Raw genomic sequence first — 22,680 nt, 5'->3', positions numbered from 1 at the left:
TGGCCTTGGGGGGCAGTTCAGCCGGCACCGAGGCAGAGGAACGGGCGGCGCAAGGGGTCCGCGGCGGTGGCCTCCGCGAGCGCGACGGCGGGTGAGGTGCCCGCCGCCAGCTGCCGGTGCAGGTCGGCCATCGCCTCCGCCGCGGCGCCGTCACCGACCCGTGCGACCGCGCCGACCACCGTGCGCGAGCCGCTGGCCAGCAAGGCACCCGCGAAACCGAGTGCCTCCTCGCCGGGCCGGATGTGGCTGAGCGCCAGCTCGCACGCCGCCAGCACGACCCGCTCCGGAGGCTTGGCCAGCCTCGCCGCCTCGTGGGCGAACAGCGGGCCGTCGACGAGGTCGAGCCGCGAGAACAAGGCGTTCGCCGGCTCGTGCGCGCCATGCGCCACCAGATGCGCGACCCCGGAACCGTCCAGAGCGGAGAGCACGTTCGCGCTGGTCGCCAGCTCGCCGTCGACGATGCTCGCGTTCGGGTACACCGAGCGCAGCTGCCGCACCTCACCGACCGCACCCGGCACGCCCGGTCCGCCGACGAGCACCACCGACTCGGGCCCGGGGTTGCTGGCCGCGGCCACCCACGCCGTCGCGGAAGGAGCGATCGACAGCGCCCGCCCGCGCAGCGTCGGCAGCGCACCCCACGGCAGCGCGTGCAGCGAACCGGTCGGAATGATCACCAGCTCCCGGTCGCCGAGCACACCGCGCAGCGGCCGGATCAGCAGGTCGTCGAGCGCGGCGGCCCTGCGCCGCGCCGACGCCGTCACGGCGGTGGCCAGCGCGGCGGGCAGGTGGTCGGGCGCGAGCGCGTCGAGGTCGGCGTGCAGCTGCTGCGCGGTCTCCTCGGCCTCACCGAGGGAACCGAGCCGCACGAGCCGGAACCGCCCGTCACGCACCACCACGGCCGCGAGCGCGTCGCCGTGGCCGACGAGGCTCACCAGCACTCGGTGCCCGAGCGTGTCCGCGACCTCCTCCGGCGAACTCACGGGCCGGGGCCTGCCCCAGCGGCTCGTGTACCAGCCGAGCCTGCTGGCCTCGCGCTGCAGCCAGGCGTAGCGCTGTTCGAGCGCGGCGACGGAGCGGCCCGCGAGCCGGTGCTGCTGCACTGTGCGCTGGACGTGCCGCATCTCGGTGATGTGCTTGGCCAGCACCGGGTCGTCGATGGCAGGCATCGGCTCATAGCGGTAGACCTGCGCCCGGGTGCGCTCCTGCCACGCGAAGAGCCTGCGTGCCCCGCCCTCGCCGGTGGCGGTGTCGAGCACGAGCCCGACGGCGAGCGCGCCGAGCTCCTGGCCGTGCACGGCGGTGCCGCACAGCAGGTCGAGCCCGCCCATGCGGTCGCGGGCCCAGCCCAGCTCGGTCAGGCCTCCTCTCGCCTGCGCGAGCGCCGAGCGCGTGCGCCCGGTCGCGACGGCCAGCTCCGCCCGGCACAGCCGCAGCAGCATGCGGTGGTCGACGGGCGTCGTGCGCCGGGGCCTCGGCACCCGGGCGAGCTGTGCGGCCGCGGCGTCGACCTCACCGCGGCGCAGCAGCAGCCGCACGGCCAGCAGCCGGGCGGCGGCCGCCTCGTCGCGCAGACCCAGCCCGGCGAGCCGTTCCGCGAGCCGGACGAGGCCAGAGGGCAGGCGCGCGGGCGGGCGGGCGCCGGACTCCAGCGCTTCCATCGCGTCGGCCCGGTGCCGGGTGAGCGCCGCGACCTCCGCCCACGGCGCGTTGCCGCGGCGCAGGAACCGGCGGCGCGCGGTGACGGCGAGCTTGCGGGCCAGCGCGATGTCACCCTCCAGCAGCGCGGCGGCGGCCCTGGCGACCTCGGCCTCGGCGACGTCCTGGATCACGCGGTTGCGGCGCAGCTCGGGCAGCGCCTCGTCGAGGTGCCGGGCGGCCTCCTCGGCGAGCCCCGCGACGAGCAGCGCCCTTGCCTGGTCGATGCGCACCCTCGCCAGCCAGCCCGGTGCGGCAGATTCGAGGATGCGGGTGGCCTCGTCGTAGTGGCGCAGCGCGCCGGGGATGTCGCCGGCGAGCTGCGCGAGGTCACCGAGCCCGTGCCGGGCCTTGCCCTCAAGGCGGGTGTGGTCGTGCTCGGCGGCGAGCTTGATCGCGCGGTCGAAGTCCCGCGACGCGGCGTCGAGGTTGCTCATCTCGGCGTGGATCTGCGCGCGGTTGAGCACGGTGCGCGCGAGCAGCAGCCCGTCGCCCTCGTCGAGGCGTTCCAGCGTGGGGATGATCGCGTCGAAGAGGGCCAGCGACTCGGCGAGGCGGCCGACGCGGAAGAGCAGCAGCGCACGCTGTCCGGACACCACGGCCTGCAGTTCCTGCCTGCGCGCGCCGTCGGGCAGCAGGTCCAGTTGTGCCTGTGCGCGTTTGAGCCCGCGGAAGCCCTCCACTGTGGAGCCGACCTCGGCCGTGGCCAGCGCGAGGCTGATCAGCACGCGAACGCGCGCGCCGATCCATTCGGGCCCCTCTCCGCCCTCCTCGAGCGCCCGTAACGCCTGGCGCAGTAGCCGGATGGCCTCCATGTTGTGCGCGCTGCCCGCCGCGTCGTTGGCTCGCCGGTGCACGGCGAGAACGGCGGCGAGGGCTCGATTCTGTTGTCGATCGCCACGCACGGGGTCTATAGGAGCACATCCACCGCGTGGCGACGCAAGCTGGATCCCTTACAGCACAACCGCCGGAGTGACAACGGTTCGACGGCACGAATTCCCGTCGATGTACACCACTATCTGGGTGGTTCCGCGAGGAACGTCGTGCAGGACGAACCGTCCACCGTCGTCCGCGACCGTCGAGACCGAGTCGTGCCCGGCCACGCGGACCTCGACGCCGTACTCGCCCTCGGGCACCAGCCAGCCGTCGATGCGGTGCCCCCTGCCGACCTTGGTCAGGTTGATCATCACGGTCAGGTCGCTGACCGTGAACGTGATGGTGCCCTGCGCGACGCTGCGGACGCCGGCCAGCTCGTCGGCGCGCTCCCAGCGGGCGACCTCGACGTCGAGGTTCTCCAGTTCCAGCGCGAACCGCACCCGCTCGACAAGCCCCTCCGGTGGGGGATCGAGTTCGTGCACGAGCCGGTCGAGCTCCACGAGCAGCGTCTGGTCGTCCGGGAAGGTGCTGCCTTCGTTCATGCGCTGCCCCCTTGAGCGTCAAGCAGTCCCCGCATGCGTTGCAGGCACCGGCCCCGCGTGGGGCCGATGCTGCCGTGCGGCATGCGGAGCACGTCCGCGACGAGCCGGTACTCGACGCGTCCCGCGAGCACGGTCAGCCGCAGCAGCTCCTGGCACCGCTGCGGAAGCTGGGCGAACGCGGCCCACAGCCTGCGATCGCGTTCGGCCCGCAGGACCTCGGCCTCGGGCGCGGGCTGCGTGCTCGGCACGGTCTCGGCGAGCTCGTCGGTGAGCGGCACCGGCGGCGGTTTGCGGCCACCGGCTCGCTGCGACTCCCGGCGGGCCGTGGTGATCAGCCACGCGGCGAGCGCGCGGGGGTCGGCGAGCCGGTCGAGGTGACGGAACAGTGCGAGCCACACCGTCTGCACCACGTCCTCGGCGGTGTGGCGATCGAGCCCGTTGCCCCTCGCGACCTGCCACACGAGCGGCGTCAACTCGGTGACCAGACGGTTCATGGCCAGCCGGTTGCCTGCGCGTGCCTCGTGCATGCACGCCGCGTAGAGCTCGTGGCCGTGCAGCCCCTCCCACGGAGGGTCCGCCTCGGCGGTTCTCGCGTCGGTCACCGCACCCGCCCTTCGCTGTCGGACTCTTCAAGTCGGCGCAGGCAGTATCTCGGTCTCGCGAGAAGAGAGGAGAGGGGTGATGGCCGTCAGATACATGAGGTCACTCGTTTGGAGTAGTAGCGGTTACGACGAAAGTGACCGAGCGACGCGGCCTGTCCTCCCACGGCCGTGCCAACTCGGCCTCAATGAGGTGCCGGCCGGCGTCGACGACGTCGAACGCCAGCCGGCGGACCCCACCTTGTCCCGGCGGCCCCTCCCCCTGAGACCCCCGGGCCGGATGGCCGACACCCCCACGGACGTACTCGTCGACGACCAGCCGGACCCCCTCCGGCAGGCGCAGTGACCACTGAAAACCCGACGTCCGGGTCTCCGGAAGCCGAAGCTCCACGGTGTCCCCGACACACAGTTCCGCTGTTTTCCCCGCATCGGACTGCGCGAGCCGGACCAGTGCCACCGCTCCTCCCGTTCCTCTTCTCCCCCTGCGGCGGTGGTGGCCGACGGCCCCCTCGACTGCCGGCCACCACCTGCTTTCCTCGCGTGGACCTCAGACGACCAGCTGGTCGACCTCCCCGCGAGCGTCTTCGTGGTACGACACCGGCAGCCGGTAGTTCTTCGCCAGCAGCGCGAGCAGCGTCAGGTGACTGTGGCCGGACTCCGAAGCGGGCGAGAGCCGCTTCCAGCCGATGCCCTGCACCGCGATCCACACCCCCGGCGACCCGCTCGCCGACCAGAGGTGCAGCACCGCCCTGCCGGTGACCCAGCCGGTCGGCGGGTTCTGCCCGTTCTGCACGGGCGCGGGCCGCTGCTGCCCCGAGCCGTTCACGGGCGGCGCGTAGGGATCCCAGCCCATCGGCGCGGGAGCCGGTGCGGGCGGCGGCGTGTACGGGTCCCAGCCGGCAGGCGCGGGCGGCGGGCTGTAGGGATCCCACCCCATCGGAGCCGGAGCGGGGCGCGGCGGCGCGTAGGGGTCCCAGCCCATCGGCGCGGGAGCCGGGCGCGGCGGCGCGTAGGGGTCCCAGCCCATCGGCGCGGGAGCCGGGCGCGGCGGCGCGTAAGGGTCCCAGCCCATCGGCGCCGGAGCGGACGCAGGCGGAGCGTACGGGTCCCAGCCGGTCGGCGGCGCGGGCGGCGGCGTCTGGGTCGGGGTGTCCTCGACCGGTTCGGCAGGCTGGTCCTGCTGGTTCTCGGTCACCGTGTCGTCGGTCATCGGCCTTCTCCGTGGTTCGTCAGTGGGCGGGGTGGATCATGCTGAGCTCGTCGTTGTCGATGAACGGCACGAACGCTCTCCCGCTGGCCCTCGCGGTGCTGAGCTGGGCGAGCGTGCTGGTGGTGCCGTCCGGCCCGCCGGAGAGCCGGGTCCAGCCCAGGTTCTCCAGGTAGGCCCAGCCGTTCGCGTCGTGCGCGGTGGCGAACAGACCGAGCGCGCGCTGCGCGGGCAGCCACGCGCGCAGGTTCACCCCGGTGCAGCCGAGGGTGGTCGGCCTCGGCTCGGGGTAGTCCTCGATGTAGGCCTCGCCGTAGGCGATGCGGAGGAACCCGTTCTCGCCCCAGTCGGGACCCCACGAGTTCTTGGCGATCCAGCAGCCCGCGTCGTCGTCCCAGCCGATGAGCGCGACGCAGTGTCCGCCGCTGGTCTCCTCGGTGGTGTGCCGGTACACGCCGCCGGTGTAGTGGAACAGGTCGTCGTAGACGACGAGGCAGGCGGTGACCGCTCCGTACGTGTAGAGGTGCTGCTTGATCGCGGCCGGATCCTGGCTGAGGTCCACGACGCCCTCGGCCTTCGCCAGCCGGTCGCGCCACCCGGGGTTGAGCGCCCCTGAGTCGTCGTCGTAGTACGGGTAGTGGTCGTCGAAGGTCACGCCGATCCGCTGGCAGTCGACGAACAGCTCGTCCGGCCACGTGCCGTCGGGCGTGATCGCCTCGCGCGCCGCCGCGTGCCCGAAGAACAGGTGTGCCTCGGAGAGGTTCAGCCGCAGCCCCGGCGCCCTGCGCGTGTAGGCCGCGGTGGTCTCCAGCGCGGCGATGGTGCCGAACGCGCTGCAGGAGCCGATCTCACCCTGGTCCTTGACGTCGGTGACGTAGGCGCACCCTTCGACGTCGCGCAGGTCGAAGCTCCTCGGCAGGTGCGGTGTCGGTTCGTGCTCCAGGTCCTCGGGCTCGCGGGACACCGCCAGCGCGGCCTCCGCCATCCGGCCCGGCAGGTCCGACCTCGCGCTCAGCTCCTCCGCTGCGGGTGGAGGAACGCCGAGCCTCGCCCTGCGCGCGTCCCTCGACAGCCTGCTCAGCCGCGTCTCACCGCAGTGCCACGGGTCGCCCAGCGCGGCGAGCGAGTCGCGGATGCCCGCGATCTCGGCCACGCAGGGGTGGTCGGGGCTCATGTGGGTCCTCCAGAGAGCGGTGGAACGTGCCGTCGCCCATAGGACGCGGCGTGACCCCTCTCAGATACACCCCGGGTAAGACTTTTTTCATGTCGAGGCGTTAGGCCGGGTGAGGAAGCGGGGGACTGCGTCACGCTCCGGCGCCGCGCTCGCGCTGGGTCCGCTCCCGGTGCCAGCGGTCGAACAGCGCGGGGATCTCCTTGACGATGAAGTCCAGGAAGTCGGCCATGCGGGTCAGGCGTACCCCGGCCGGGGTCTCCGGGCCGACGGCGTCGACGCCTTCGAGGGTCGCGTCCAGCCACATCCGGAGCATGCGATCGCGTTTGAGGAACGAGGCGAACCAGAAGTCGTCATAGAGCCGGTAGTGGTCACGGCGTTCGCCGGGCTGACGTTCTTTGCTGATGAGGCCGACCTGTTCGAGGTAGCGCACCGCGCCCGAGATCGCTGCCGGGCTGACGGAGAGCATGCCTGCCAGGTCGGCGGCGCTCATCCGGCCGGTGTCCGAGACCGTCAGCGCCGAGAAGACCCTGGCTGGCATTCGGGGGAAGCCCAGCTGCGACAGGGTCAGCGCGAGGTTCTCGACGTAGGTGCGAACTCGCTCCTCGTCACGGTCTCCGGCCGGGTCACGCTGCGACTGCGGTCTGCTCGACATGTGAACCATCCTTCCCGAGGTCTGGTCGATCACCCAATCCATACGTTTTCTTAACTTCACAACTTTGTGAAGTAACTGTAGCTTCGGTTGCATGGAAAACGCCATCTCCGTCAGTGGCCTGCGCAAGTCGTTCGGGTCGACCGTGGCCCTCGACGGACTCGACCTGTCCGTCGCGACCGGGGAGGTTCACGGCTTCCTCGGCCCGAACGGATCGGGCAAGTCGACCACCATCCGCGTGCTGCTGGGGCTCATGCGCGCCGACAAGGGCACGGTGCGCCTGCTCGGCGGCGACCCCTGGCGCGACGCGGCGAGCCTGCACCGGCGGCTCGCCTACGTGCCCGGCGACGTCAGCCTGTGGCCCAACCTCTCCGGGGGCGAGGTGATCGACCTGCTCGGCAGGCTGAGGGGCGGCCTCGACCAGCGGCGCCGCAAGGAGCTCATCGAGCGCTTCGATCTCGACCCGAAGAAGAAGGGCCGCACCTACTCCAAGGGCAACCGGCAGAAGGTCGCCATCGTCGCCGCGCTCGCGTCCAACGTGGAGCTGCTGCTGCTGGACGAGCCGACCTCTGGCCTGGACCCGCTCATGGAGGCCACGTTCCAGTACGCCATCCAGGAGGAGCGCGAGCAGGGCCGCACGGTGCTGCTGTCGAGCCACATCCTCGCCGAGGTCGAGGCGCTGTGCGACCGCGTGAGCATCATCCGCAACGGGCGCACCGTCGAGACCGGCACGCTCGCCGACCTGCGTCACCTCACCCGCACCTCGATCTCCGCCGAGCTGGCCGGGCACCCCAACGGACTCTCCAAGCTGGAGAACGTCCACGACCTGCGGATCGAGGGCAACCGGGTGCAGTTCGACGTCGAGACCCACTCCCTCGACGAAGCACTGCGCAGCCTCACCAGCATCGGCGTACGCAGCCTGACCAGCCAGCCGCCGACGCTCGAGGAGCTCTTCCTGCGGCACTACACGGAGGACGCGAAGGCGGGCTCGGCATCATGACCAGGACGTTGGAACGCCAGGGAGCCGCCCACGCGGTCTCCGGCAGGGGCGACCACCTCGCGGGCACTGGGCACCTCGTGCGGCTGGCCCTGCGCCGCGACCGCGTCGTGCTGCCGATCTGGGTCGTGGTGCTCGGGGTGATGGCCTCCGCGGGCGCCGGCTCGTACGAGGCCCTCTACCCGACGCAGGCGGAACGGGCCGCGCTGACCGCCACGATGGGTGCCAACCCCTCGCTGACGCTGCTCTACGGTCCCGCCTTCGACCTGAGCACGGCGGGCGGGTTCGCCGCATGGCGCTACGGCGCCATCCTCTCCCTGTTCGTCGCGCTGGCCTGCATCTTCACGGTCACGCGCCACACCAGGCAGGAGGAGGACACCGGCAGGCAGGAGCTGCTCTCCTCGACGGTGGTGGGTCGTTACGCCGCACTGACCGCCGCGGTGCTCGTCGCCGCGCTCGGCGCGGTGCTCACCGGCGTGCTCATGGCCGTCAGCCTGATCGGCGTCGGCCTGCCCGCCACCGGCTCGTTCGCCTTCGGCGGGAGCATGGCGCTCACCGGGCTCGTGTTCACCGGCGTCGCCGCGATCACCGCTCAGGTCGCGGAGTACTCACGCACGGCGAACGGCATCGCCTCGGCGGTGCTCGGGGTGACGTTCCTGATCCGCGCCGTCGGTGACGCCGCGGTGGACGCGAGCTGGCTGTCCTGGCTGTCGCCGATCGGTTGGGCCACGCAGGTCAGGGCGTTCGCCGACGAACGGTGGTGGGTGCTCGGCCTGCTGGCCGTCACCGCCCTCGCGCTGGGGGCGATCGGCTACCGGCTGCTGCCCATGAGGGACGTGGGTATGAGCCTGATCCCGGCGCGGCCGGGTCCCCCGCAGGCGGCTTCCGGCCTGCGCACGCCGTTCGCCCTCGCGTGGCGGCTGCAGCGCGGGGTGCTGCTCGGCTGGGCGGTCGGGTTCGCGGTCTTCGGCGCGCTGTTCGGCTCGCTCGCGGCGGGGGTCGGCGACCTGCTCGGCGACAGCGCGCAGGCGCAGCAGATGATGGCGCGACTGGGCGGTTCGCAGAGCATGGTCGACGCCTTCCTCGCCTCGATGGCCGGGATCATGGCGATGATCGCCTCGCTCTACGTCGTGCAGGCCACGCTGCGGCTGCGGGCCGAGGAGACGGCCATGCGCGTCGAGCCCCTGCTGGCCACGCGGGTGAGCAGGCTCGGCCTGGCGGCGAGCCACCTCGTGTTCCCGCTGGCAGGCAGCGCGGCGCTGCTGGCCGTCGCCGGGTTCGCGACCGGGCTGCTGCACGGGCTGCGCGTGAACGATCTCGGTGGCCAACTGCCCGCCGTGCTCGGTGCGGCGATGGCCCAGCTGCCCGCCGTGTGGCTCGTGGCCGGGGTGACCGCGGTCCTGTTGGGCCTGCTGCCCAAGCTCACCACGGCGGCGTGGGCGGTGGCGACGCTGTTCCTGCTCATCAGCATGTTCGGCCCCGTCGCCAACATGAGCCAGGCGGTGCTGAACGTCTCGCCGTTCCAGCACATCCCGAAGCTGCCGAGCGCGGAGTTCACGGCGACGCCGCTGGTGTGGCTCACCGCGCTCGCGGTGGTTCTCGTCGGCGTCGGCCTCGCCGGGTTCCGCCGCCGGGACATCGGCTAGCGGCACGGGGTGAGTCGAGCCCGGGTTCCGTCGGGGGACCCGGGCTCGACTCGCGTGTGGACGGTCGCGCGAGGGTGCAGTGAGGGCTCCGTTCGCGCAGATCACTGGCCTTGTGGCGGGTTCGGGGAGCACACTCGAAGGCACGTTCCCCAGACGTTGTGTTCGGAGAGGAGGAGTGCGATGTCGGCGCCGATGAGCCTTCCGTCGCCGCTCGACCCGCTGGTCGAGTTCTACGGCAGCTGGAACACCGGGCGTGCCGAGGACTGCCTGCCGCTCCCCCTGGCTCGTGCGGCCAAGTACGAATGCCTGGGGGGCTATCTGACCACGAGCCCGCATGCCGGTTCCGCCAACTCCTACGGGGAGTTCCGGCTCGCGGCGTTGCTGGACGGGCCGGTCCGCGCGGCCGGGTTGGTCCCGTACGGCACCGTGAACCTGCGGTTCGCCGACGACACGTGGATCCAGCCGGAGCTGGCGGTGCTGCGCGAGCCCGCCGGCGGGGTCACGTGGGTGTCGCCGGATCAGGTGCTGCTGCTCGTCGAGTTCGCGGAGGGCGAGCGGCACGGGCAGCACCGGATCGACAAACCGGAGCTGTGCGCCCACGCCGGTGTCCCGTGGTACCTGCGGGTGGAGATCGACTACCCGGCCAGGTCGGTCTACCTGCGGCTGAGCGAGCTCGTCGACGGGCGCTACGAGGAACGGGCGGCGGCCGGCTCCGGCGAACGGTTCCGGTTCGCGGAACCGTTCGCGTTCGACGTCGATCCCGCGGAGCTGCTGGAACCATGAGCGCTCACGTGCCGTCGCGGACCGCTCCGTCGGCGCCCACGGTGAGCTTCGCCTGCGGTCCCATGCCGGGACAGTGCGGACCGTTGGGGTGCACAGGTTCGGGGGTGATGTCCAACGTCTGACGGGATGTCTCCGCGCCGTCGTCACCGGTGATCGTGAGCGTGACGCGCACCGGCAACTCGGGCAGGTCGTCGATCGTCGCGAAGCCGTGCTTTCCCCCGGTCTCCCGTACCTCGGCGGAACAGACGGCGTCGGGCTGGTCGCCGTCGCAGCCGCTGTCGACCGCCTCCGTCGAGGGCGAGAGCTCCACCGGGTAGGTCCGGCACTTCCCGGCCCAGCAGGCTTCGAGTGCCGCCGTGCTCGCCGCCGCGGCGGCCGGGCCCGGTGCGAGGTCGACGCTCACGCCGCGAGGGGCGCCGATCTCGGTGCACGCGACCTGACCACCGCCGGTGCCCGCCGAGGTACCGCATCCGGTGACGAGCAGGAGCGCGAGCAGGGAAAGTCTTCGCATGCCGCGAAGACGGTCGAAGCCCGGCATCCGGTTGCACGCCTGGCTACCGTTTTCGAATGGAGACCACGGATCGGACGCACGCACTCCGGTTCCGGCTCGCCGGGCAGTCGCTCGGCGAGCGGTCACCGAAGAGTGAGCTGGTGGCCGTCGCCGGTGCGCTGGCCGTGCAGAACACGCCGCCCGGCTCGGCGGGGCAGGCACTGCACGCCCGGCTCGCGGGGCTCACCCCGCGCGGGCTCAAGGCGGAGGTGGAGACCGGCAGGAGGCTCGTGCAGCTCTGGGCGATGCGTGGGGCACCGCATCTGGTGCCGGTCGAGGACGCGGCGGTGTACACGACCGGGCTGCTTCCGGACGGCGAGGAGGCGTGCCTGCATTTCATCCACGGCGCGACCGACCACCTGGCCCGCTTCGGCCTCGGCGCCGTGGAAGCCGTGGAGTACACGTGTGAGGCGCTGCCCGGTGCACTCGACGGGCGCCAGCTGAGCAAGGACGAACTGGGGGTCGCGCTCGCCGAGCAGGTGGGCAGGCGCCTGCCCCGTCGGCTGCGTGGCGCGTGGACGGAGCCGGACGGGCTCGGTTCCAGCACCTACGGGCAGAGCGTCGTGCGGTACGCGCTGTACGTGGTGTCCCTGCACGGCGTGCTGTGCATCGCCTCCGAGCCCAGGGGCAACGCGCGGTTCGCGTTGGCGGAGCAGTGGCTGGGCCGGCGGTTGCCGTCGTGGGACGCGCGCCGGGCGCGGGCGGAGCTGGTGCGGCGGTACCTGCGCTGCCACGGTCCGTCCACCTCGGCGGAGTTCGCGGCGTGGTCGGGCACGGCGCCCGCGTTCGCGGCGGCGTCGTGGGAGCTGGTGGCCGGTGAGCTCACCGAGGTGGGTTACCGGGACGGCTCGGCGTGGGCGCTCACCGAGGACCTGCCCACGCTGCGCAACCCGCCCCCGGTGCGGGGCGTGCGGCTGTTGCCGCCGCACGATCCGCTGCTGGCGACGAGGGACCGCGCGGCGCTGGTCCCCGGCGACCGGGCTCGCAGGCAGGTCTGGCGCAGCCAGGGCAACCCGGGCGTGGTGCTCGCCGACGGCGAGGTCGTCGCGCTCTGGCGGCCCAGCAAGAAGGGGAACACGGTGACGATCGGCGTCGAGGGGTTCGGTCCGCTCGACGACGCGGTGAAGGAGGCGATAACCCGGGAAGCCGAGACGCTGGCCCCGTTCCGGGGTGCCAGGGACGCGCGTGTCACGGTGACCTCGCCGGGGTAGCCCAGCGGCATGGACGACGTGATCGGACGCATTCCCAAGCAGCTGTTCATCGACGGCAAGTGGCAGGACTCGGCCGACGGGAGCACGTTCGGCGTCGACGATCCGGGCAACGAGCAACGCCTGTGCGAGATCGCCGACGGGCAGTCCGCCGATGCGGAGGCCGCGGTCGAGGCCGCGGTCACCGCGCAGGAGAGCTGGGCGCGCACGCCACCGCGCGAGCGCGGCGAGATCCTGCGGCGGGCCTTCGAGCTGATGACGGAACGCGCCGACGAGCTGGCTCTGCTCATGACGCTCGAGATGGGCAAGAGCCTCAAGGAGTCGCGGGCCGAGGTGATCTATGCGGCCGAGTTCTTCCGGTGGTTCTCGGAGGAGGCGGTGCGCATCGACGGCCGCTACTCGCCCAACCCGGCGGGTGGCGGGCGGACGATCGTCACCCGGCAGCCGGTGGGCCCGTGCCTGCTGGTGACGCCGTGGAACTTCCCGCTGGCGATGGGGACGCGCAAGATCGGTCCGGCGGTGGCCGCGGGCTGCACGATGATCGTGAAACCGCCGCAGCTCACGCCGTTGTCGATGCTCAACCTGGCCGCGCTGCTCACCGAGGCAGGGCTGCCCGATGGCGTGCTGAACGTCGTGTCCAGCACCTCGGCGACGCGGATCGTCAACCCGGTGCTCGGCGACGCGCGGGTGCGGAAGATGTCGTTCACCGGCTCGACGGAGGTCGGTCGCAAGCTCGTGGAGCAGTGCGCGCCGAACCTTCAGCGGATGTCGATGGAGCTGGGCGGCAACGCGCCGTTCCTGGTGTTCGCCGACGCCGACCTCGACGCCGCGGTGCAGGGGGCCGTCACGGCGAAGATGCGCAACAACGGCGAGTCGTGCGTGGCGGCGAACCGGTTCCACGTCGCCGAGCCGGTCGCCGAGGAGTTCACGCGGCGGCTCACCGAGAAGATGGCCGGGCTGCGGATCGGCCACGGCACCGAGGAGGGCGTGTCGGTGGGTCCGTTGATCAGCGACGGCCAGCGGGACAAGGTGATCGAGCTGGTCGGCGACGCGCGCGACCGCGGCGCCACCGCGACCACCGGCGGCGAGCCGTTGGACGGCAAGGGTTTCTTCTACCGGCCGACGGTTCTCTCCGGGGTGCCGGAGGGCGCGCGGATCCTGCGGGAGGAGGTGTTCGGCCCGGTCGCTCCGATCACGACGTTCACCGATGAGGACGAGGCCGTCGCGCTGGCGGGCGACACCGAGTTCGGGCTCGTCGGCTACCTCTTCACGCGGGACCTCGACCGCGCGATCCGGGTCGGCGAGGCCCTGCCGACCGGCATGGTCGGGATCAACACTGGCCTGGTGTCCAACCCGGCCGCGCCGTTCGGCGGGGTGAAGGCGTCGGGTTTCGGCCGCGAGGGCGGGCACGAGGGCATCGACGAGTACCTCGACACGAAGTACCTGGCGGTCGCCGTCGGGGCGCACTAGGAGCGCGCTGAACAACCGCTGCCCTGCTGCGCGACGCCCAGACGGCGCCTCGATCGCCGCTCGCTACGGGGGGTCGTTCGGCACACTCCTAGAGCAGCTCGGACAGCACGGCCTCGGCGTCGTCCACGCGTTCGTCGGCGGCCTCGAACCGCTTGCGGGCCTCCATGGTTCGCTTGCGTGCCTTGGCTTCCGCCTCCTCGGCGAGGCGAAGCTCGCGCGCGGCGTCGTTGCGGGCGGCGCGGGCCTTCGAGAGGGCGTCGCGGGCCCGGTGCCGTTCCTCCCGCAGGCGGCGCGCCTCGTCGTCCCGCCGCGGTTCCTCCCGCTCGGGTTCCTCCGGCTCCGGTGGCGTCTTCCTCGGCTCGGCCCGCTTCGGCTCGGCCCGCTTCGGCTCGGCCCGCTTCGGCTCGGCTTGTTCCGGCCTTTTCGGCTCCGCCCTCGGTTCCGGCTTCTTCGGCCGGGGCTTCGGTTCCGGCTTCTCCACGGGCCGTGCCGGTGCGGGGCCGACGGCCATCCAGTCGCCGGCGAAGGCGTCACCCGGCCGCAGCGCCGACGTGAGCCTGCCCTCGGTGACGGCCCTGGCCGACCCGGGATCGGTGAGTGCGGCGTCGAGGGTGTCGTAGACCTCCCTGACCACGGACTCGCCGGGCTTGCCGTCGCCCAGCTTCGCGGCGCGGTCGGTGAGCGACTGCACGAGCTCGTGCCTGCGCCGGGACAGGGCACGCAGGTCCTCACCGGCCAGCTCGGAGTGGGCCCTGCGCAGGTCGTCGCCGAGCCGGGCCAGCTCGGCGACGTCCTCGGGGCGGCCGCGCGCGAGCCGGTTGACCAGCCACGCCGCGCTCGTCGGCTTGCGCAGCCCCTTGATCCTGGCCGCGAGGTCCTTGTCACCCGCCTTGCGGGCCTCCGAGGCCCGCCGGTCGCGGGCCGTGGTGAACTCGTCCCGGTCCAGCTCGTACAGCTCATCGGCGACCGACTCGAAATCCATGCCCTCCAGCCTGCCCCTTCGGCGGCGGCCGTGGTGGGGCGAGAGGGCGATTAGGGTGGGTGACGTGGGAGTGACGGAGATCGAGTTCTACTGGCGGCCCGGCTGCGGGTTCTGCGCCATGCTGCGCCAGCTGCTGGACGGCAGCGGCCTGCCCGTTCGCCATGTGAACATCTGGGAGGAGCCGGACGCCGCGGCCCGCGTGCGGTCGGTCGCGAACGGCAACGAGACGGTGCCGACCGTGTTCGTCGGGGAGCATGCGCTCGTCAACCCCAGCATGAAGGAGCTGCTCGCGCTGGTCCGCGCGGAAGCCCCTCACCTGCTCGAGAAGTAGGGGCTGCAACCCCCTGCAACCCTTGTCGCGCGCGCCGTGGCGCGCCGACAGTGGAGCCCGCACAGCTCGCAATGTGGCGAATTGCTGGATCGGAGGCTCCGTTGACGATCGACCACCCCGCCGAGGCCACCACCCGCGCGGACACCTGGCTCACCGCTTTCCAGGACGCACTCAGCGCGCGCGACGTCGAGCGAGCAGCCTCGCTCTTCGCCGACGAGTGCTACTGGCGTGACCTCGTCTCGTTCACCTGGAACCTGCTGACGGTCGAGGGCAGGGACGGCGTCGCCGACCTGCTCAGGGGCACCCTCGAGCACACCGACCCCCGGAACTTCACGATCACCGGCGAACCGTCCGAGGCCGACGGCGTCACCGAGGCGTGGCTGAGCTTCGAGACGGCGACCGGCCGCGGCACCGGGCACCTGCGCCTGGCCGACGGCAAGGCGTGGACGCTGCTGACCACCCTCGACGAGCTCAAGGGACACGAGGAGCCCCGCAAGCAACGGCGGCCGAAGGGCACCGAGCACGGCGCCAACCGCGACCGCGTGACCTGGCTGGAGCAGCGCGAGGCCGAGCAGGCCGAGCTCGGCCACGCCCGGCAGCCCGAGGTGGTGGTGATCGGCGGCGGCCAGGGCGGCATCGCGCTCGGCGCGCGGCTGCGGCAGCTCGGCGTGCCCACGATCATCGTCGAGCGCAACGAACGGCCCGGCGACTCCTGGCGCAAGCGGTACAAGTCCCTCGCACTGCACGACCCCGTCTGGTACGACCACCTGCCGTACCTGCCGTTCCCGGACAACTGGCCCGTCTTCGCGCCGAAGGACAAGATCGGCGACTGGCTGGAGATGTACACGAAGGTCATGGAGCTCAACTACTGGGGCTCCACCACCGCCCGCAGCGCCACCTACGACGAGAAGGCCCAGCAGTGGGAGGTCGTGGTCGACCGCGCGGGTGAGGAGGTGACGCTGCGGCCGCGCCAGCTCGTGTTCGCGCTCGGGGTGTCGGGCAAGCCGAACGTGCCGGTGTTTCCCGGCCACGACCGGTTCCTCGGCGACCAGCACCACTCGTCGCAGCACCCCGGCGCCGACGCGTACGCGGGCAAGAAGGCCGTGGTGATCGGCTCCAACAACTCGGCGCACGACATCTGCGGCGCGCTGTGGGAGGCCGGGGCCGACGTCACGATGGTGCAGCGGTCCTCGACGTGCGTGATCAAGTCGGACTCGCTGATGGAGCACGGGCTCGGCCCGCTGTACTCCGAGCAGGCCGTCGCGTCCGGTGTGGACACTCGCACCGCGGACCTGGTCTTCGCCTCGCTGCCGTACCGGATCATGGCCGACTTCCAGAAACCGGTGTACGACACCATTCGCGAGCAGGACGCCGACTTCTACGAGAAGCTGGAGCGCGCCGGGTTCGACCTCGACTTCGGCGACGACGACTCGGGCCTGTTCATGAAGTACCTGCGCCGGGGTTCCGGCTACTACATCGACGTCGGCGCCGCTCAGCTCGTCGCCGACGGCAGCGTGAAGCTCGCGAAGGGCCAGGTGACCGAGCTGACCGAGCGCGAGGTGGTGCTCGACGACGGCACCCGCCTCGAAGCCGATCTCGTCGTCTATGCCACGGGGTTCCGGTCGATGAACGGCCTTGCCGCCGACATCATCGGCCAGGAGATGGCCGATCGGGTCGGCAAGGTGTGGGGCCTCGGCTCCGGCACCACCAAGGACCCCGGCCCGTGGGAGGGTGAGCAGCGCAACATGTGGAAACCCACGCAGCAGAAGGCGCTGTGGTTTCACGGCGGCAACCTGCACCAGTCGCGGCACTACTCGCTCTACCTCGCGCTGCAGCTCAAGGCCCGCGCCGAGGGCATCCCGACCCCGGTCTACGGCCTGCAGGCCTCCCACCACACGTCCTGAGGAGGAGTCCCCGTGAAGGCAGCACGGTTCCACGGGCGGGGTGACATCCGGATCGACGACCTGCCCGAGCCGCATCCGGGGCCGGGTCAGGTGCAGATCGCGGTGGAGTGGTGCGGCATCTGCGGCACCGACCTGCACGAGTACCTGGACGGCCCGATCTTCGCGCCGACGCCGGACGCGCCGCATCCGCTGACCGGTGGGGCGGTGCCGATCACGCTCGGACACGAGTTCTCCGGGGTCGTCGCCGAACTGGGCAGCGGCGTAACCGGGTTGCGGGAGGGCGACCGCGTGGTGGTGGAGCCCTACGACGTGTGCGGGCACTGCGTCGCGTGCAAGGCGGGGCGGTACAACATCTGCCGCTCGCTCGGGTTCATCGGGCTCGACGGCGACCAGGGCGGGTTCGCGGAGAAGGCCGTTGTCGACCAGCGGTGGGTGCATCCCATCGGGAACCTGACCACGGAGCAGGGCGCGCTCATCGAGCCGCTTTCGGTGGGCTACCACGCGGCGAAGCTCTCCGGCCTGCGCGAGGGGGAGACAGCGGCGGTGTTCGGGTCCGGCCCGATCGGCCTGGTCACCGCCGCCGCGCTCAGGGCCATCGGCGCGGGGCAGGTGATCGTGGTCGAACCGGCGGCTGCGCGGAAGGCCAAGGCGCCCGGAGCCGGTGCGCACACGGTGCTTGATCCGTCCGAAGTGGACGTTGGGGAGGCGATCCGCGATCTCACGGGCGGTGCGGGTGCGGACGTGACGTTCGAGTGCGCGGGCATCGACGCGGTGCTGGCCTCGGCCATCGCCTCGACCAAACCGGGCGGCACGTGCGTGAACGTGTCGATCTGGGGACATCCCGCGACGCTCGACGTCAACTCGCTCGTGCTCTCGGAGATCAGCCTCATCGGCTCACTCGCCTACGCCAACCGCCACCCCGACACCATCCGCCTCGTCCAGGACGGCGTGGTCGACGTCGAACAGTTCATCACCGGCCGCATCGCCCTCGACGACATCGTCGACCGCGGCTTCCGCGAGCTCATCGACCACAAGGAGACCAACGTCAAGATCCTCGTCCACCCCTGAAAACCCACAGACGGCGTGCCGCTGCCCCCGGAACACCACCGGGCAGCGGCACTGCCCTGCGCGCAAAAAAGACCCCGGTTGACAGCCGAGTGTGACGGGGGCCACAGTTAACCATAACCGGATAGCGGCCAAAGCGTACGCATTACGTACACGCTCGACCGCACTCGATGAGGAGGCGCCGTGCGAACAGATCCGCGAACGCTGCGGACGTGCCTCAGCCGCTTCGCGACCGGGGTCACGGTGGTGACGTGCGAGGGCGACAGCGCGGCACACGGCGCGACCGTGAACTCCTTCACCGCCGTGTCGCTCGAGCCTCCGCTCGTTCTCGTGTCGCTGGACCGCAACACGAAGGCGTGCAAGTACCTCGACGGCAAACCCTTCACGATCAACGTCCTGCGCGAGCCGCAACAGGACCTCGCGCTGCACTTCGCGGGCAAACCGATGGCCGAGGAGCCGGAGTGGGAGCACCCCGGTGGCGACCTCGCCCCTCGGCTCGCCGGCGCGCTCGCCACGATCGCGTGTGCGCCCTGGCGCAGCTACGACGGCGGCGACCACGTGCTCTACCTGGGCGAGATCCGCGAGATCGACTTCGACGACGGCGATCCACTGGTGTTCTACGCCGGGAAGTTCCGCCACCTCGGCAAGGCCGTGGGCACGGTCCCGTGGCTGGAGTCCGGCGACTGCCCCAGCCTGTCGTGGTTCCCCGCCGGCTGAAAGAACTGATTAGGAGCAGAAAGTGACCGCACAGCAGGAAACCTCCACCGGCACCGGAGGCCCGCGCACGACGCGCCCGATGACCGGCGAGGAGTACATCGAGAGCCTGCGTGACGGCCGGGAGATCTTCATCTACGGCGACAAGGTCGACGACGTCACCACTCACCCGGCGTTCCGCAACTCGGTGCGCATGACCGCGCGGCTCTACGACGCGCTGCACGACCCGGACAAGCAGCGCGTGCTGACCGCACCCACCGACACGGGCAGCAGCGGGTTCACACATCCGTTCTTCCGCACCCCCCGCAGCCGCGAGGACCTGCTCGCCGACCGCGACGCGATCGCCGAGTGGGCGAAGATGACCTACGGCTGGATGGGCCGCAGCCCCGACTACAAGGCCGCGTTCCTCGGCACACTCGGCGCCAACGCCGACTTCTACGAACCCTTCGCCGACAACGCCCGCCGCTGGTACACCGAGTCACAGGAAAAGGTCCTGTACTGGAACCACGCGATCATCAACCCGCCGGTGGACCGCGACCGCGATCCCGACGAGGTCGCCGACGTCTTCATGCACGTGGAGGAGGAACGCGACGACGGGCTGATCGTCTCCGGCGCGAAGGTGGTGGCCACCGGTTCGGCCATCACCCACTACAACTTCATCGCCCACTACGGCCTGCCGATCAAGAAGCGCGAGTTCGCCCTCGTCTGCACCGTGCCGATGGGCGCGCCCGGCATGAAGCTCATCTGCAGGCATTCCTACGCCAACACCGCCGACGTGATGGCGAGCCCGTTCGACTATCCGCTCTCATCGCGTTTCGACGAGAACGACACGATCTTCATCCTCGACAAGGTGAAGATCCCGTGGGAGAACGTCTTCATCTTCGGTGACCCGGAGAAGGCGAGCACGTTCTTCCCCGGTTCGGGCTTCCTGCACCGCTTCACCTTCCACGGCGTCACCCGCCTCGCCGTGAAGCTCGACTTCATCGCCGGGCTGCTGATGAAGGGCGTGGAGGCCACCGGCACCAAGGACTTCCGCGGCATCCAGACCCGCGTCGGCGAGGTCATCGGCTGGCGCAACATGTTCTGGGCGCTGTCCGACGCGATGGCCGCGAGGCCCGACGAGTGGATCGACGGCGCGGTGCTGCCACACCTCGACTACGGCCTGGCCTACCGCTGGTTCATGACCATCGGCTACCCGCGCGTACGCGAGATCATCATGCAGGACCTCGGCAGCGGGCTCATCTACCTGCCGTCGCACGCGATGGACTTCCAGTCCCCGGAGATCAGGCCCTATCTCGACCAGTACGTGCGTGGCTCCAACGGCATGGAGGCCGTCGAGCGCGTGAAGCTGATGAAGCTGATCTGGGACTCCATCGGCAGCGAGTTCGGTGGCAGGCACGAGCTCTACGAGCGCAACTACTCCGGCAACCACGAGGGCGTGCGGGCGGAGCTGCTCTTCGCCGCGCAGCAGTCCGGTGCCGCCGACGCCATGAAGGGCTTCGCCGAACAGTGCATGGCCGAGTACGACCTCGACGGCTGGACAGTTCCCGATCTCGTCAACCCCGACGACGTCAGCCTCCGGAGGAGGTAGTCATGACAACGACCGCACCGGTGAACCCCACCCAGCAGCGCACGGCGGAGGTGGTGGCCGACATCTTCGGCGTGATCAACGAGCGGCTGGTGCGGCACTCGGTGACCTATCCCGAGTACCAGGCGGCCAAGGCGTGGCTGATCCGGATCGGCGAGGCCGGGGAGTGGCCGCTGCTGCTCGACGTGTTCTTCGAGCACACGATCGAGAAGCTCGCGTCCGAGCGGCGAGAAGGCAGCTCCGGGTGCATCGAGGGCCCGTACTACGTACCGGGTGCGCCCGAGCTGTCGTCGCCGGCGACGCTGCCGCAGCGGCCGGACGAGCCGGGTGACGTGCTGGTGTTCACCGGCACCGTCGGCGACCTCGACGGCAACCCGCTGCCGGGCTCGGTGGTGGACATCTGGCAGGCCGACGCGCACGGCTTCTACTCCCAGTTCCACCCCGACCCTCCACAGTGGAACCTCCGCGCCAACGTCACCACCGACGAGCGGGGCGGGTTCGAGATCACGACGGTCGTCCCGGCGCCGTACGAGATCCCGAAGGACGGCCCGACTGGGCAGATGATCAGGGCGGCGGGCTGGCACCACTGGCGGCCGGCACACCTGCACATGATGGTGCGAGCGCCGGGCCGCCGGACGCTGACGAGCCAGCTGTTCTTCGCGGGCGGCAAGTACGTCGACGAGGACATCGCGAGCGCGGTGAAGCCGGAGCTGACGCTGGAACTGGGCCGCCTCGGCGACGGGCGCTACTCGGCGGAGTACGACTTCAGACTGGATCCCGCGTGATGGCAGAGCTGTCCGTCGCCTCGGTCCGCACGGTGGTGGTCGACCTGCCGCTGCGCCGCCCGCACCGGTTCAAGTCGATGAGCGCGACCAGGCAGAGCTACCTGGTGGTGCGGCTGCGGACCGAGGGCGGCGCGGAGGGGGTCGGCGAGGCCGTGGTGCCCGGCGGACCCTGGTGGGGCGGGGAGAGCGTCGAGTCGATGAAGGTGATGGTCGACGAGTATCTCGCCCCGCAGCTCACCGGTGCCGACGTCTCGCGCGTGGACCTCGTGATGGACCGGCTCGACCGCGTGGCCGCGCGCAACTCCTTCGCCAAGGCGGCGGTGGAGATGGCGATGTTCGACGCGTGGGGCCGCGCGCTGGGCGTGCCGGTGTACCAGCTGCTCGGCGGGCTGTACCGCGAGTCGATCCCGGTGACGTGGGCACTCGGCGCCGACGACTCTGAGGTGGTGTTCGCCGAGGCCGAGGAGAAACTGTCCTCGGGCCTGCACTCGTCGTTCAAGCTCAAGATGGGTGCGCTCGACCCGGCCGCGGACACGGCACGCGTCGCCTCGGTGGCCAGGGCGCTCGGCGACAAGGCCAGCGTGCGCGTCGATCTCAACGCGGCGTGGGACGAGCCGACGTCGGCGCGCTGGCTGCCGGTGCTCGAGGAGGCGGGCGTCGACCTGGTCGAGCAGCCCGTGCCGGGGTGGAACGTCGATGCACTGCGCAGGCTCGCCGCACGGCTGACGATCCCGGTGATGGCCGACGAGAGCCTGCTGACGCCGCACGACGCGCTGCGGCTGGTCGGCCAGGAGGCTGCGGACATCTTCTCGCTGAAGGTGCACAAGCACGGCGGGCTGTCGGCGACGAGGCGCGTCGCCGCGGTCGCCGAGGCGGCCGGTGTGCCCTGCCACGGCGGGTCGAGCATCGAGAGCTCCATCGGCACCGCCGCCGCGGCACACGCCTACGCGGCCATCAGGGGCGTGACGTTCGGCTGCGAGCTGTTCGGGCCGCTGTTGCTCGCCGAGGACCTGGTCACCGAGCCGCTGACCTACGCCGACGGTGCGTTGCGCGTGCCCAGCGGGCCGGGCCTCGGCGTGACGCTCGACGAGGAGAAGCTGGCCAGGTTCGCGCGATGAAGCCACCCGAGGAGAAGGACTACGTCCAGTCGCTCGAACGCGGTCTTTCGGTGATCCTCGCGTTCTCCGACCGCCGTCCGCGGCTGACGCTCTCGGAGCTGTCCGAGCTGACCGGCCTGTCGCGGCCGACCGTGCGCAGGCTCGTGCTCACGCTGGAGCGGCTGGGCTACGTCCGCGCCGAGGGCAGGCGGTACGTGCTCACGCCGCACGTCCTCGCGCTGGGCAACGCCTACCTGTCCTCACTCAACCTCACCGAGGTGGCCCAGCCCTACATGGAGGACGTCACCAAGGTCACCGGGCACACGTGCTCGCTGGCCGCGCTCGACGGCGAGGACGCCGTGTTCCTCACGCGCGTGCCCTCGCGCCGGGTCATGCGGCACACGCTCACCACGGGCACGCGCCTGCCCGCGTTCGCGACGTCGATGGGCCGGGTGCTGCTGGCCTGGCTGCCCGAGCACGAGATCGAGGAGTTCCTGCGCCACGCGCCGCTGCCGAGGATCACGGCGCGGACGGTGACCGACCCGGACCGGCTGCGCGAGATCCTGCGCGAGGTGCGCGCGCGGGGCTGGGCGCTGGTGGACCAGGAGTTCGAGGAGGGCGTTCGCTCGTTCTCCGCGCCGGTGCTCGACTCAGGGGGCCGCGCCATCGCGTCCCTGAGCATGTCGGTGCCGGCCGGGGACGTGGGCGTGGCCGAGATCGAGGCCGAGACGCTGCCCGTGATCGTCGAGGCGGCGCGGGAGATCAGCAAGCAGCTCGGCGCTCCGGCCAGCGGCTGACGAACGTTCCACATCCTCCGG

The 22,680-nt window shown here is 71.4% G+C and carries 22 protein-coding genes; 13 read left to right on the top strand and 9 right to left on the bottom strand.

What is annotated here, in order from left to right:
• Positions 1–17: 17 nt before the first annotated feature.
• The 7 genes from BA062_RS24760 to BA062_RS24730 form a co-directional block, all read right to left on the bottom strand.
• Entirely contained in the window at positions 18–2,510 is a 2,493-nt protein-coding gene (locus tag BA062_RS24760) for a CHAT domain-containing protein (RefSeq protein WP_110341002.1), read from the bottom strand.
• A 138-nt stretch (positions 2,511–2,648) separates the two neighbouring features.
• Positions 2,649–3,113: a carboxypeptidase regulatory-like domain-containing protein gene (locus BA062_RS24755; RefSeq protein ID WP_110340743.1), complete on the bottom strand. Its 465-nt coding sequence runs from the start codon at positions 3,111–3,113 to the stop codon at positions 2,649–2,651.
• Positions 3,110–3,715, bottom strand: coding sequence for an RNA polymerase sigma factor (locus BA062_RS24750; RefSeq protein WP_110340741.1), 606 nt, complete (start codon positions 3,713–3,715; stop codon positions 3,110–3,112). Before BA062_RS24750 ends, BA062_RS24755 begins: the two co-directional genes overlap by 4 nt.
• A gap of 100 nt (positions 3,716–3,815) precedes the next feature.
• Entirely contained in the window at positions 3,816–4,103 is a 288-nt protein-coding gene (locus BA062_RS24745; protein WP_245959996.1) for a protease inhibitor I42 family protein, read from the bottom strand.
• Positions 4,104–4,259: 156 nt separating this feature from the next.
• The gene (locus BA062_RS24740; RefSeq protein ID WP_110340737.1) at positions 4,260–4,922 is read right to left on the bottom strand and encodes a hypothetical protein; all 663 of its coding nucleotides are present in this window, start codon (positions 4,920–4,922) and stop codon (positions 4,260–4,262) included.
• Between the two features lie 19 nt (positions 4,923–4,941).
• Complete coding sequence (locus tag BA062_RS24735) at positions 4,942–6,093, bottom strand: C1 family peptidase (RefSeq protein WP_110340735.1); 1,152 nt, start codon at positions 6,091–6,093, stop codon at positions 4,942–4,944.
• Positions 6,094–6,223: 130 nt separating this feature from the next.
• Entirely contained in the window at positions 6,224–6,745 is a 522-nt protein-coding gene (locus tag BA062_RS24730) for a GbsR/MarR family transcriptional regulator (RefSeq protein ID WP_110340733.1), read from the bottom strand.
• Between the two features lie 91 nt (positions 6,746–6,836).
• Between BA062_RS24730 and BA062_RS24725 the strand changes: the two genes are divergently transcribed.
• The 3 genes from BA062_RS24725 (at position 6,837) to BA062_RS24715 (ending at position 10,168) form a co-directional block, all read left to right on the top strand.
• On the top strand, positions 6,837–7,742 hold the full coding sequence (locus BA062_RS24725; protein ID WP_110340731.1) for an ABC transporter ATP-binding protein: 906 nt from the start codon (positions 6,837–6,839) through the stop codon (positions 7,740–7,742).
• The gene (locus BA062_RS24720) at positions 7,739–9,385 is read left to right on the top strand and encodes an ABC transporter permease (protein ID WP_110340729.1); all 1,647 of its coding nucleotides are present in this window, start codon (positions 7,739–7,741) and stop codon (positions 9,383–9,385) included. The genes BA062_RS24725 and BA062_RS24720 overlap by 4 nt, the downstream gene beginning before the upstream one ends.
• Positions 9,386–9,565: 180 nt before the next feature.
• The gene (locus BA062_RS24715) at positions 9,566–10,168 is read left to right on the top strand and encodes a Uma2 family endonuclease (protein ID WP_110340727.1); all 603 of its coding nucleotides are present in this window, start codon (positions 9,566–9,568) and stop codon (positions 10,166–10,168) included.
• Between the two features lie 4 nt (positions 10,169–10,172).
• On the opposite strand, the gene BA062_RS24710 is transcribed toward BA062_RS24715, so the two are convergent.
• Positions 10,173–10,679 (bottom strand): hypothetical protein, encoded by a 507-nt coding sequence (locus tag BA062_RS24710; protein ID WP_110341000.1) that lies wholly within the window; start codon positions 10,677–10,679, stop codon positions 10,173–10,175.
• A 56-nt stretch (positions 10,680–10,735) separates the two neighbouring features.
• On the opposite strand from BA062_RS24710, the gene BA062_RS24705 reads away from it, so the two are divergent.
• Together BA062_RS24705 and BA062_RS24700 are read left to right on the top strand one after the other, a co-directional pair.
• A complete protein-coding gene (locus tag BA062_RS24705; protein ID WP_110340725.1) occupies positions 10,736–11,929 on the top strand; it encodes a winged helix DNA-binding domain-containing protein in 1,194 nt (397 codons plus the stop codon).
• 9 nt (positions 11,930–11,938) lie between these two features.
• The gene (locus tag BA062_RS24700; RefSeq protein WP_110340723.1) at positions 11,939–13,396 is read left to right on the top strand and encodes an NAD-dependent succinate-semialdehyde dehydrogenase; all 1,458 of its coding nucleotides are present in this window, start codon (positions 11,939–11,941) and stop codon (positions 13,394–13,396) included.
• An 88-nt stretch (positions 13,397–13,484) separates the two neighbouring features.
• Here BA062_RS24700 and BA062_RS24695 read toward each other — a convergent pair whose 3' ends face one another.
• Positions 13,485–14,378 (bottom strand): hypothetical protein, encoded by an 894-nt coding sequence (locus tag BA062_RS24695; protein ID WP_110340721.1) that lies wholly within the window; start codon positions 14,376–14,378, stop codon positions 13,485–13,487.
• Positions 14,379–14,442: 64 nt separating this feature from the next.
• On the opposite strand from BA062_RS24695, the gene BA062_RS24690 reads away from it, so the two are divergent.
• The 8 genes from BA062_RS24690 to BA062_RS24655 all read left to right on the top strand — a co-directional run bounded on the left by BA062_RS24690 (position 14,443) and on the right by BA062_RS24655 (position 22,659).
• On the top strand, positions 14,443–14,709 hold the full coding sequence (locus BA062_RS24690; RefSeq protein WP_110340998.1) for a glutaredoxin domain-containing protein: 267 nt from the start codon (positions 14,443–14,445) through the stop codon (positions 14,707–14,709).
• A gap of 71 nt (positions 14,710–14,780) precedes the next feature.
• The gene (locus BA062_RS24685) at positions 14,781–16,613 is read left to right on the top strand and encodes an NAD(P)/FAD-dependent oxidoreductase (RefSeq protein WP_110340719.1); all 1,833 of its coding nucleotides are present in this window, start codon (positions 14,781–14,783) and stop codon (positions 16,611–16,613) included.
• A gap of 12 nt (positions 16,614–16,625) precedes the next feature.
• Positions 16,626–17,681: a 2,3-butanediol dehydrogenase gene (locus BA062_RS24680; RefSeq protein ID WP_110340717.1), complete on the top strand. Its 1,056-nt coding sequence runs from the start codon at positions 16,626–16,628 to the stop codon at positions 17,679–17,681.
• 180 nt (positions 17,682–17,861) lie between these two features.
• Entirely contained in the window at positions 17,862–18,395 is a 534-nt protein-coding gene (locus BA062_RS24675; RefSeq protein WP_110340715.1) for a flavin reductase family protein, read from the top strand.
• A 79-nt stretch (positions 18,396–18,474) separates the two neighbouring features.
• Entirely contained in the window at positions 18,475–19,983 is a 1,509-nt protein-coding gene (locus BA062_RS24670; protein ID WP_110340996.1) for a 4-hydroxyphenylacetate 3-hydroxylase family protein, read from the top strand.
• 2 nt (positions 19,984–19,985) lie between these two features.
• Positions 19,986–20,765 carry a dioxygenase family protein gene (locus tag BA062_RS24665; protein WP_110340713.1) on the top strand — a complete coding sequence of 260 codons (780 nt, stop codon included), beginning with the start codon at positions 19,986–19,988 and terminating at the stop codon, positions 20,763–20,765.
• Entirely contained in the window at positions 20,765–21,883 is a 1,119-nt protein-coding gene (locus BA062_RS24660; protein WP_110340711.1) for a muconate cycloisomerase family protein, read from the top strand. The genes BA062_RS24665 and BA062_RS24660 overlap by 1 nt, the downstream gene beginning before the upstream one ends.
• Positions 21,880–22,659, top strand: coding sequence for an IclR family transcriptional regulator domain-containing protein (locus BA062_RS24655; protein WP_110340709.1), 780 nt, complete (start codon positions 21,880–21,882; stop codon positions 22,657–22,659). The genes BA062_RS24660 and BA062_RS24655 overlap by 4 nt, the downstream gene beginning before the upstream one ends.
• The last annotated feature ends 21 nt before the right edge of the window (positions 22,660–22,680 follow it).

This window comes from Prauserella flavalba (assembly GCF_003202235.1).
Lineage (GTDB): Bacteria > Actinomycetota > Actinomycetes > Mycobacteriales > Pseudonocardiaceae > Prauserella_A > Prauserella_A flavalba.
The sequence above is the reverse complement of the archived record's forward strand: the minus strand, read 5'-3'. Positions and strand labels throughout refer to the sequence as shown.

Coding starts and splice junctions, on each gene's coding strand:
- BA062_RS24760 (WP_110341002.1), bottom strand. CDS start 2,510: ATGGAGGCCATCCGGCTACTGCGCCAGGCGTTACGGGCGCTCGAGGAG.
- BA062_RS24755 (WP_110340743.1), bottom strand. CDS start 3,113: ATGAACGAAGGCAGCACCTTCCCGGACGACCAGACGCTGCTCGTGGAG.
- BA062_RS24740 (WP_110340737.1), bottom strand. CDS start 4,922: ATGACCGACGACACGGTGACCGAGAACCAGCAGGACCAGCCTGCCGAA.
- BA062_RS24735 (WP_110340735.1), bottom strand. CDS start 6,093: ATGAGCCCCGACCACCCCTGCGTGGCCGAGATCGCGGGCATCCGCGAC.
- BA062_RS24730 (WP_110340733.1), bottom strand. CDS start 6,745: ATGTCGAGCAGACCGCAGTCGCAGCGTGACCCGGCCGGAGACCGTGAC.
- BA062_RS24725 (WP_110340731.1), top strand. CDS start 6,837: ATGGAAAACGCCATCTCCGTCAGTGGCCTGCGCAAGTCGTTCGGGTCG.
- BA062_RS24720 (WP_110340729.1), top strand. CDS start 7,739: ATGACCAGGACGTTGGAACGCCAGGGAGCCGCCCACGCGGTCTCCGGC.
- BA062_RS24715 (WP_110340727.1), top strand. CDS start 9,566: ATGTCGGCGCCGATGAGCCTTCCGTCGCCGCTCGACCCGCTGGTCGAG.
- BA062_RS24710 (WP_110341000.1), bottom strand. CDS start 10,679: ATGCGAAGACTTTCCCTGCTCGCGCTCCTGCTCGTCACCGGATGCGGT.
- BA062_RS24705 (WP_110340725.1), top strand. CDS start 10,736: ATGGAGACCACGGATCGGACGCACGCACTCCGGTTCCGGCTCGCCGGG.
- BA062_RS24700 (WP_110340723.1), top strand. CDS start 11,939: ATGGACGACGTGATCGGACGCATTCCCAAGCAGCTGTTCATCGACGGC.
- BA062_RS24695 (WP_110340721.1), bottom strand. CDS start 14,378: ATGGATTTCGAGTCGGTCGCCGATGAGCTGTACGAGCTGGACCGGGAC.
- BA062_RS24685 (WP_110340719.1), top strand. CDS start 14,781: ATGTGGCGAATTGCTGGATCGGAGGCTCCGTTGACGATCGACCACCCC.
- BA062_RS24670 (WP_110340996.1), top strand. CDS start 18,475: ATGACCGGCGAGGAGTACATCGAGAGCCTGCGTGACGGCCGGGAGATC.
- BA062_RS24665 (WP_110340713.1), top strand. CDS start 19,986: ATGACAACGACCGCACCGGTGAACCCCACCCAGCAGCGCACGGCGGAG.
- BA062_RS24660 (WP_110340711.1), top strand. CDS start 20,765: ATGGCAGAGCTGTCCGTCGCCTCGGTCCGCACGGTGGTGGTCGACCTG.
- BA062_RS24655 (WP_110340709.1), top strand. CDS start 21,880: ATGAAGCCACCCGAGGAGAAGGACTACGTCCAGTCGCTCGAACGCGGT.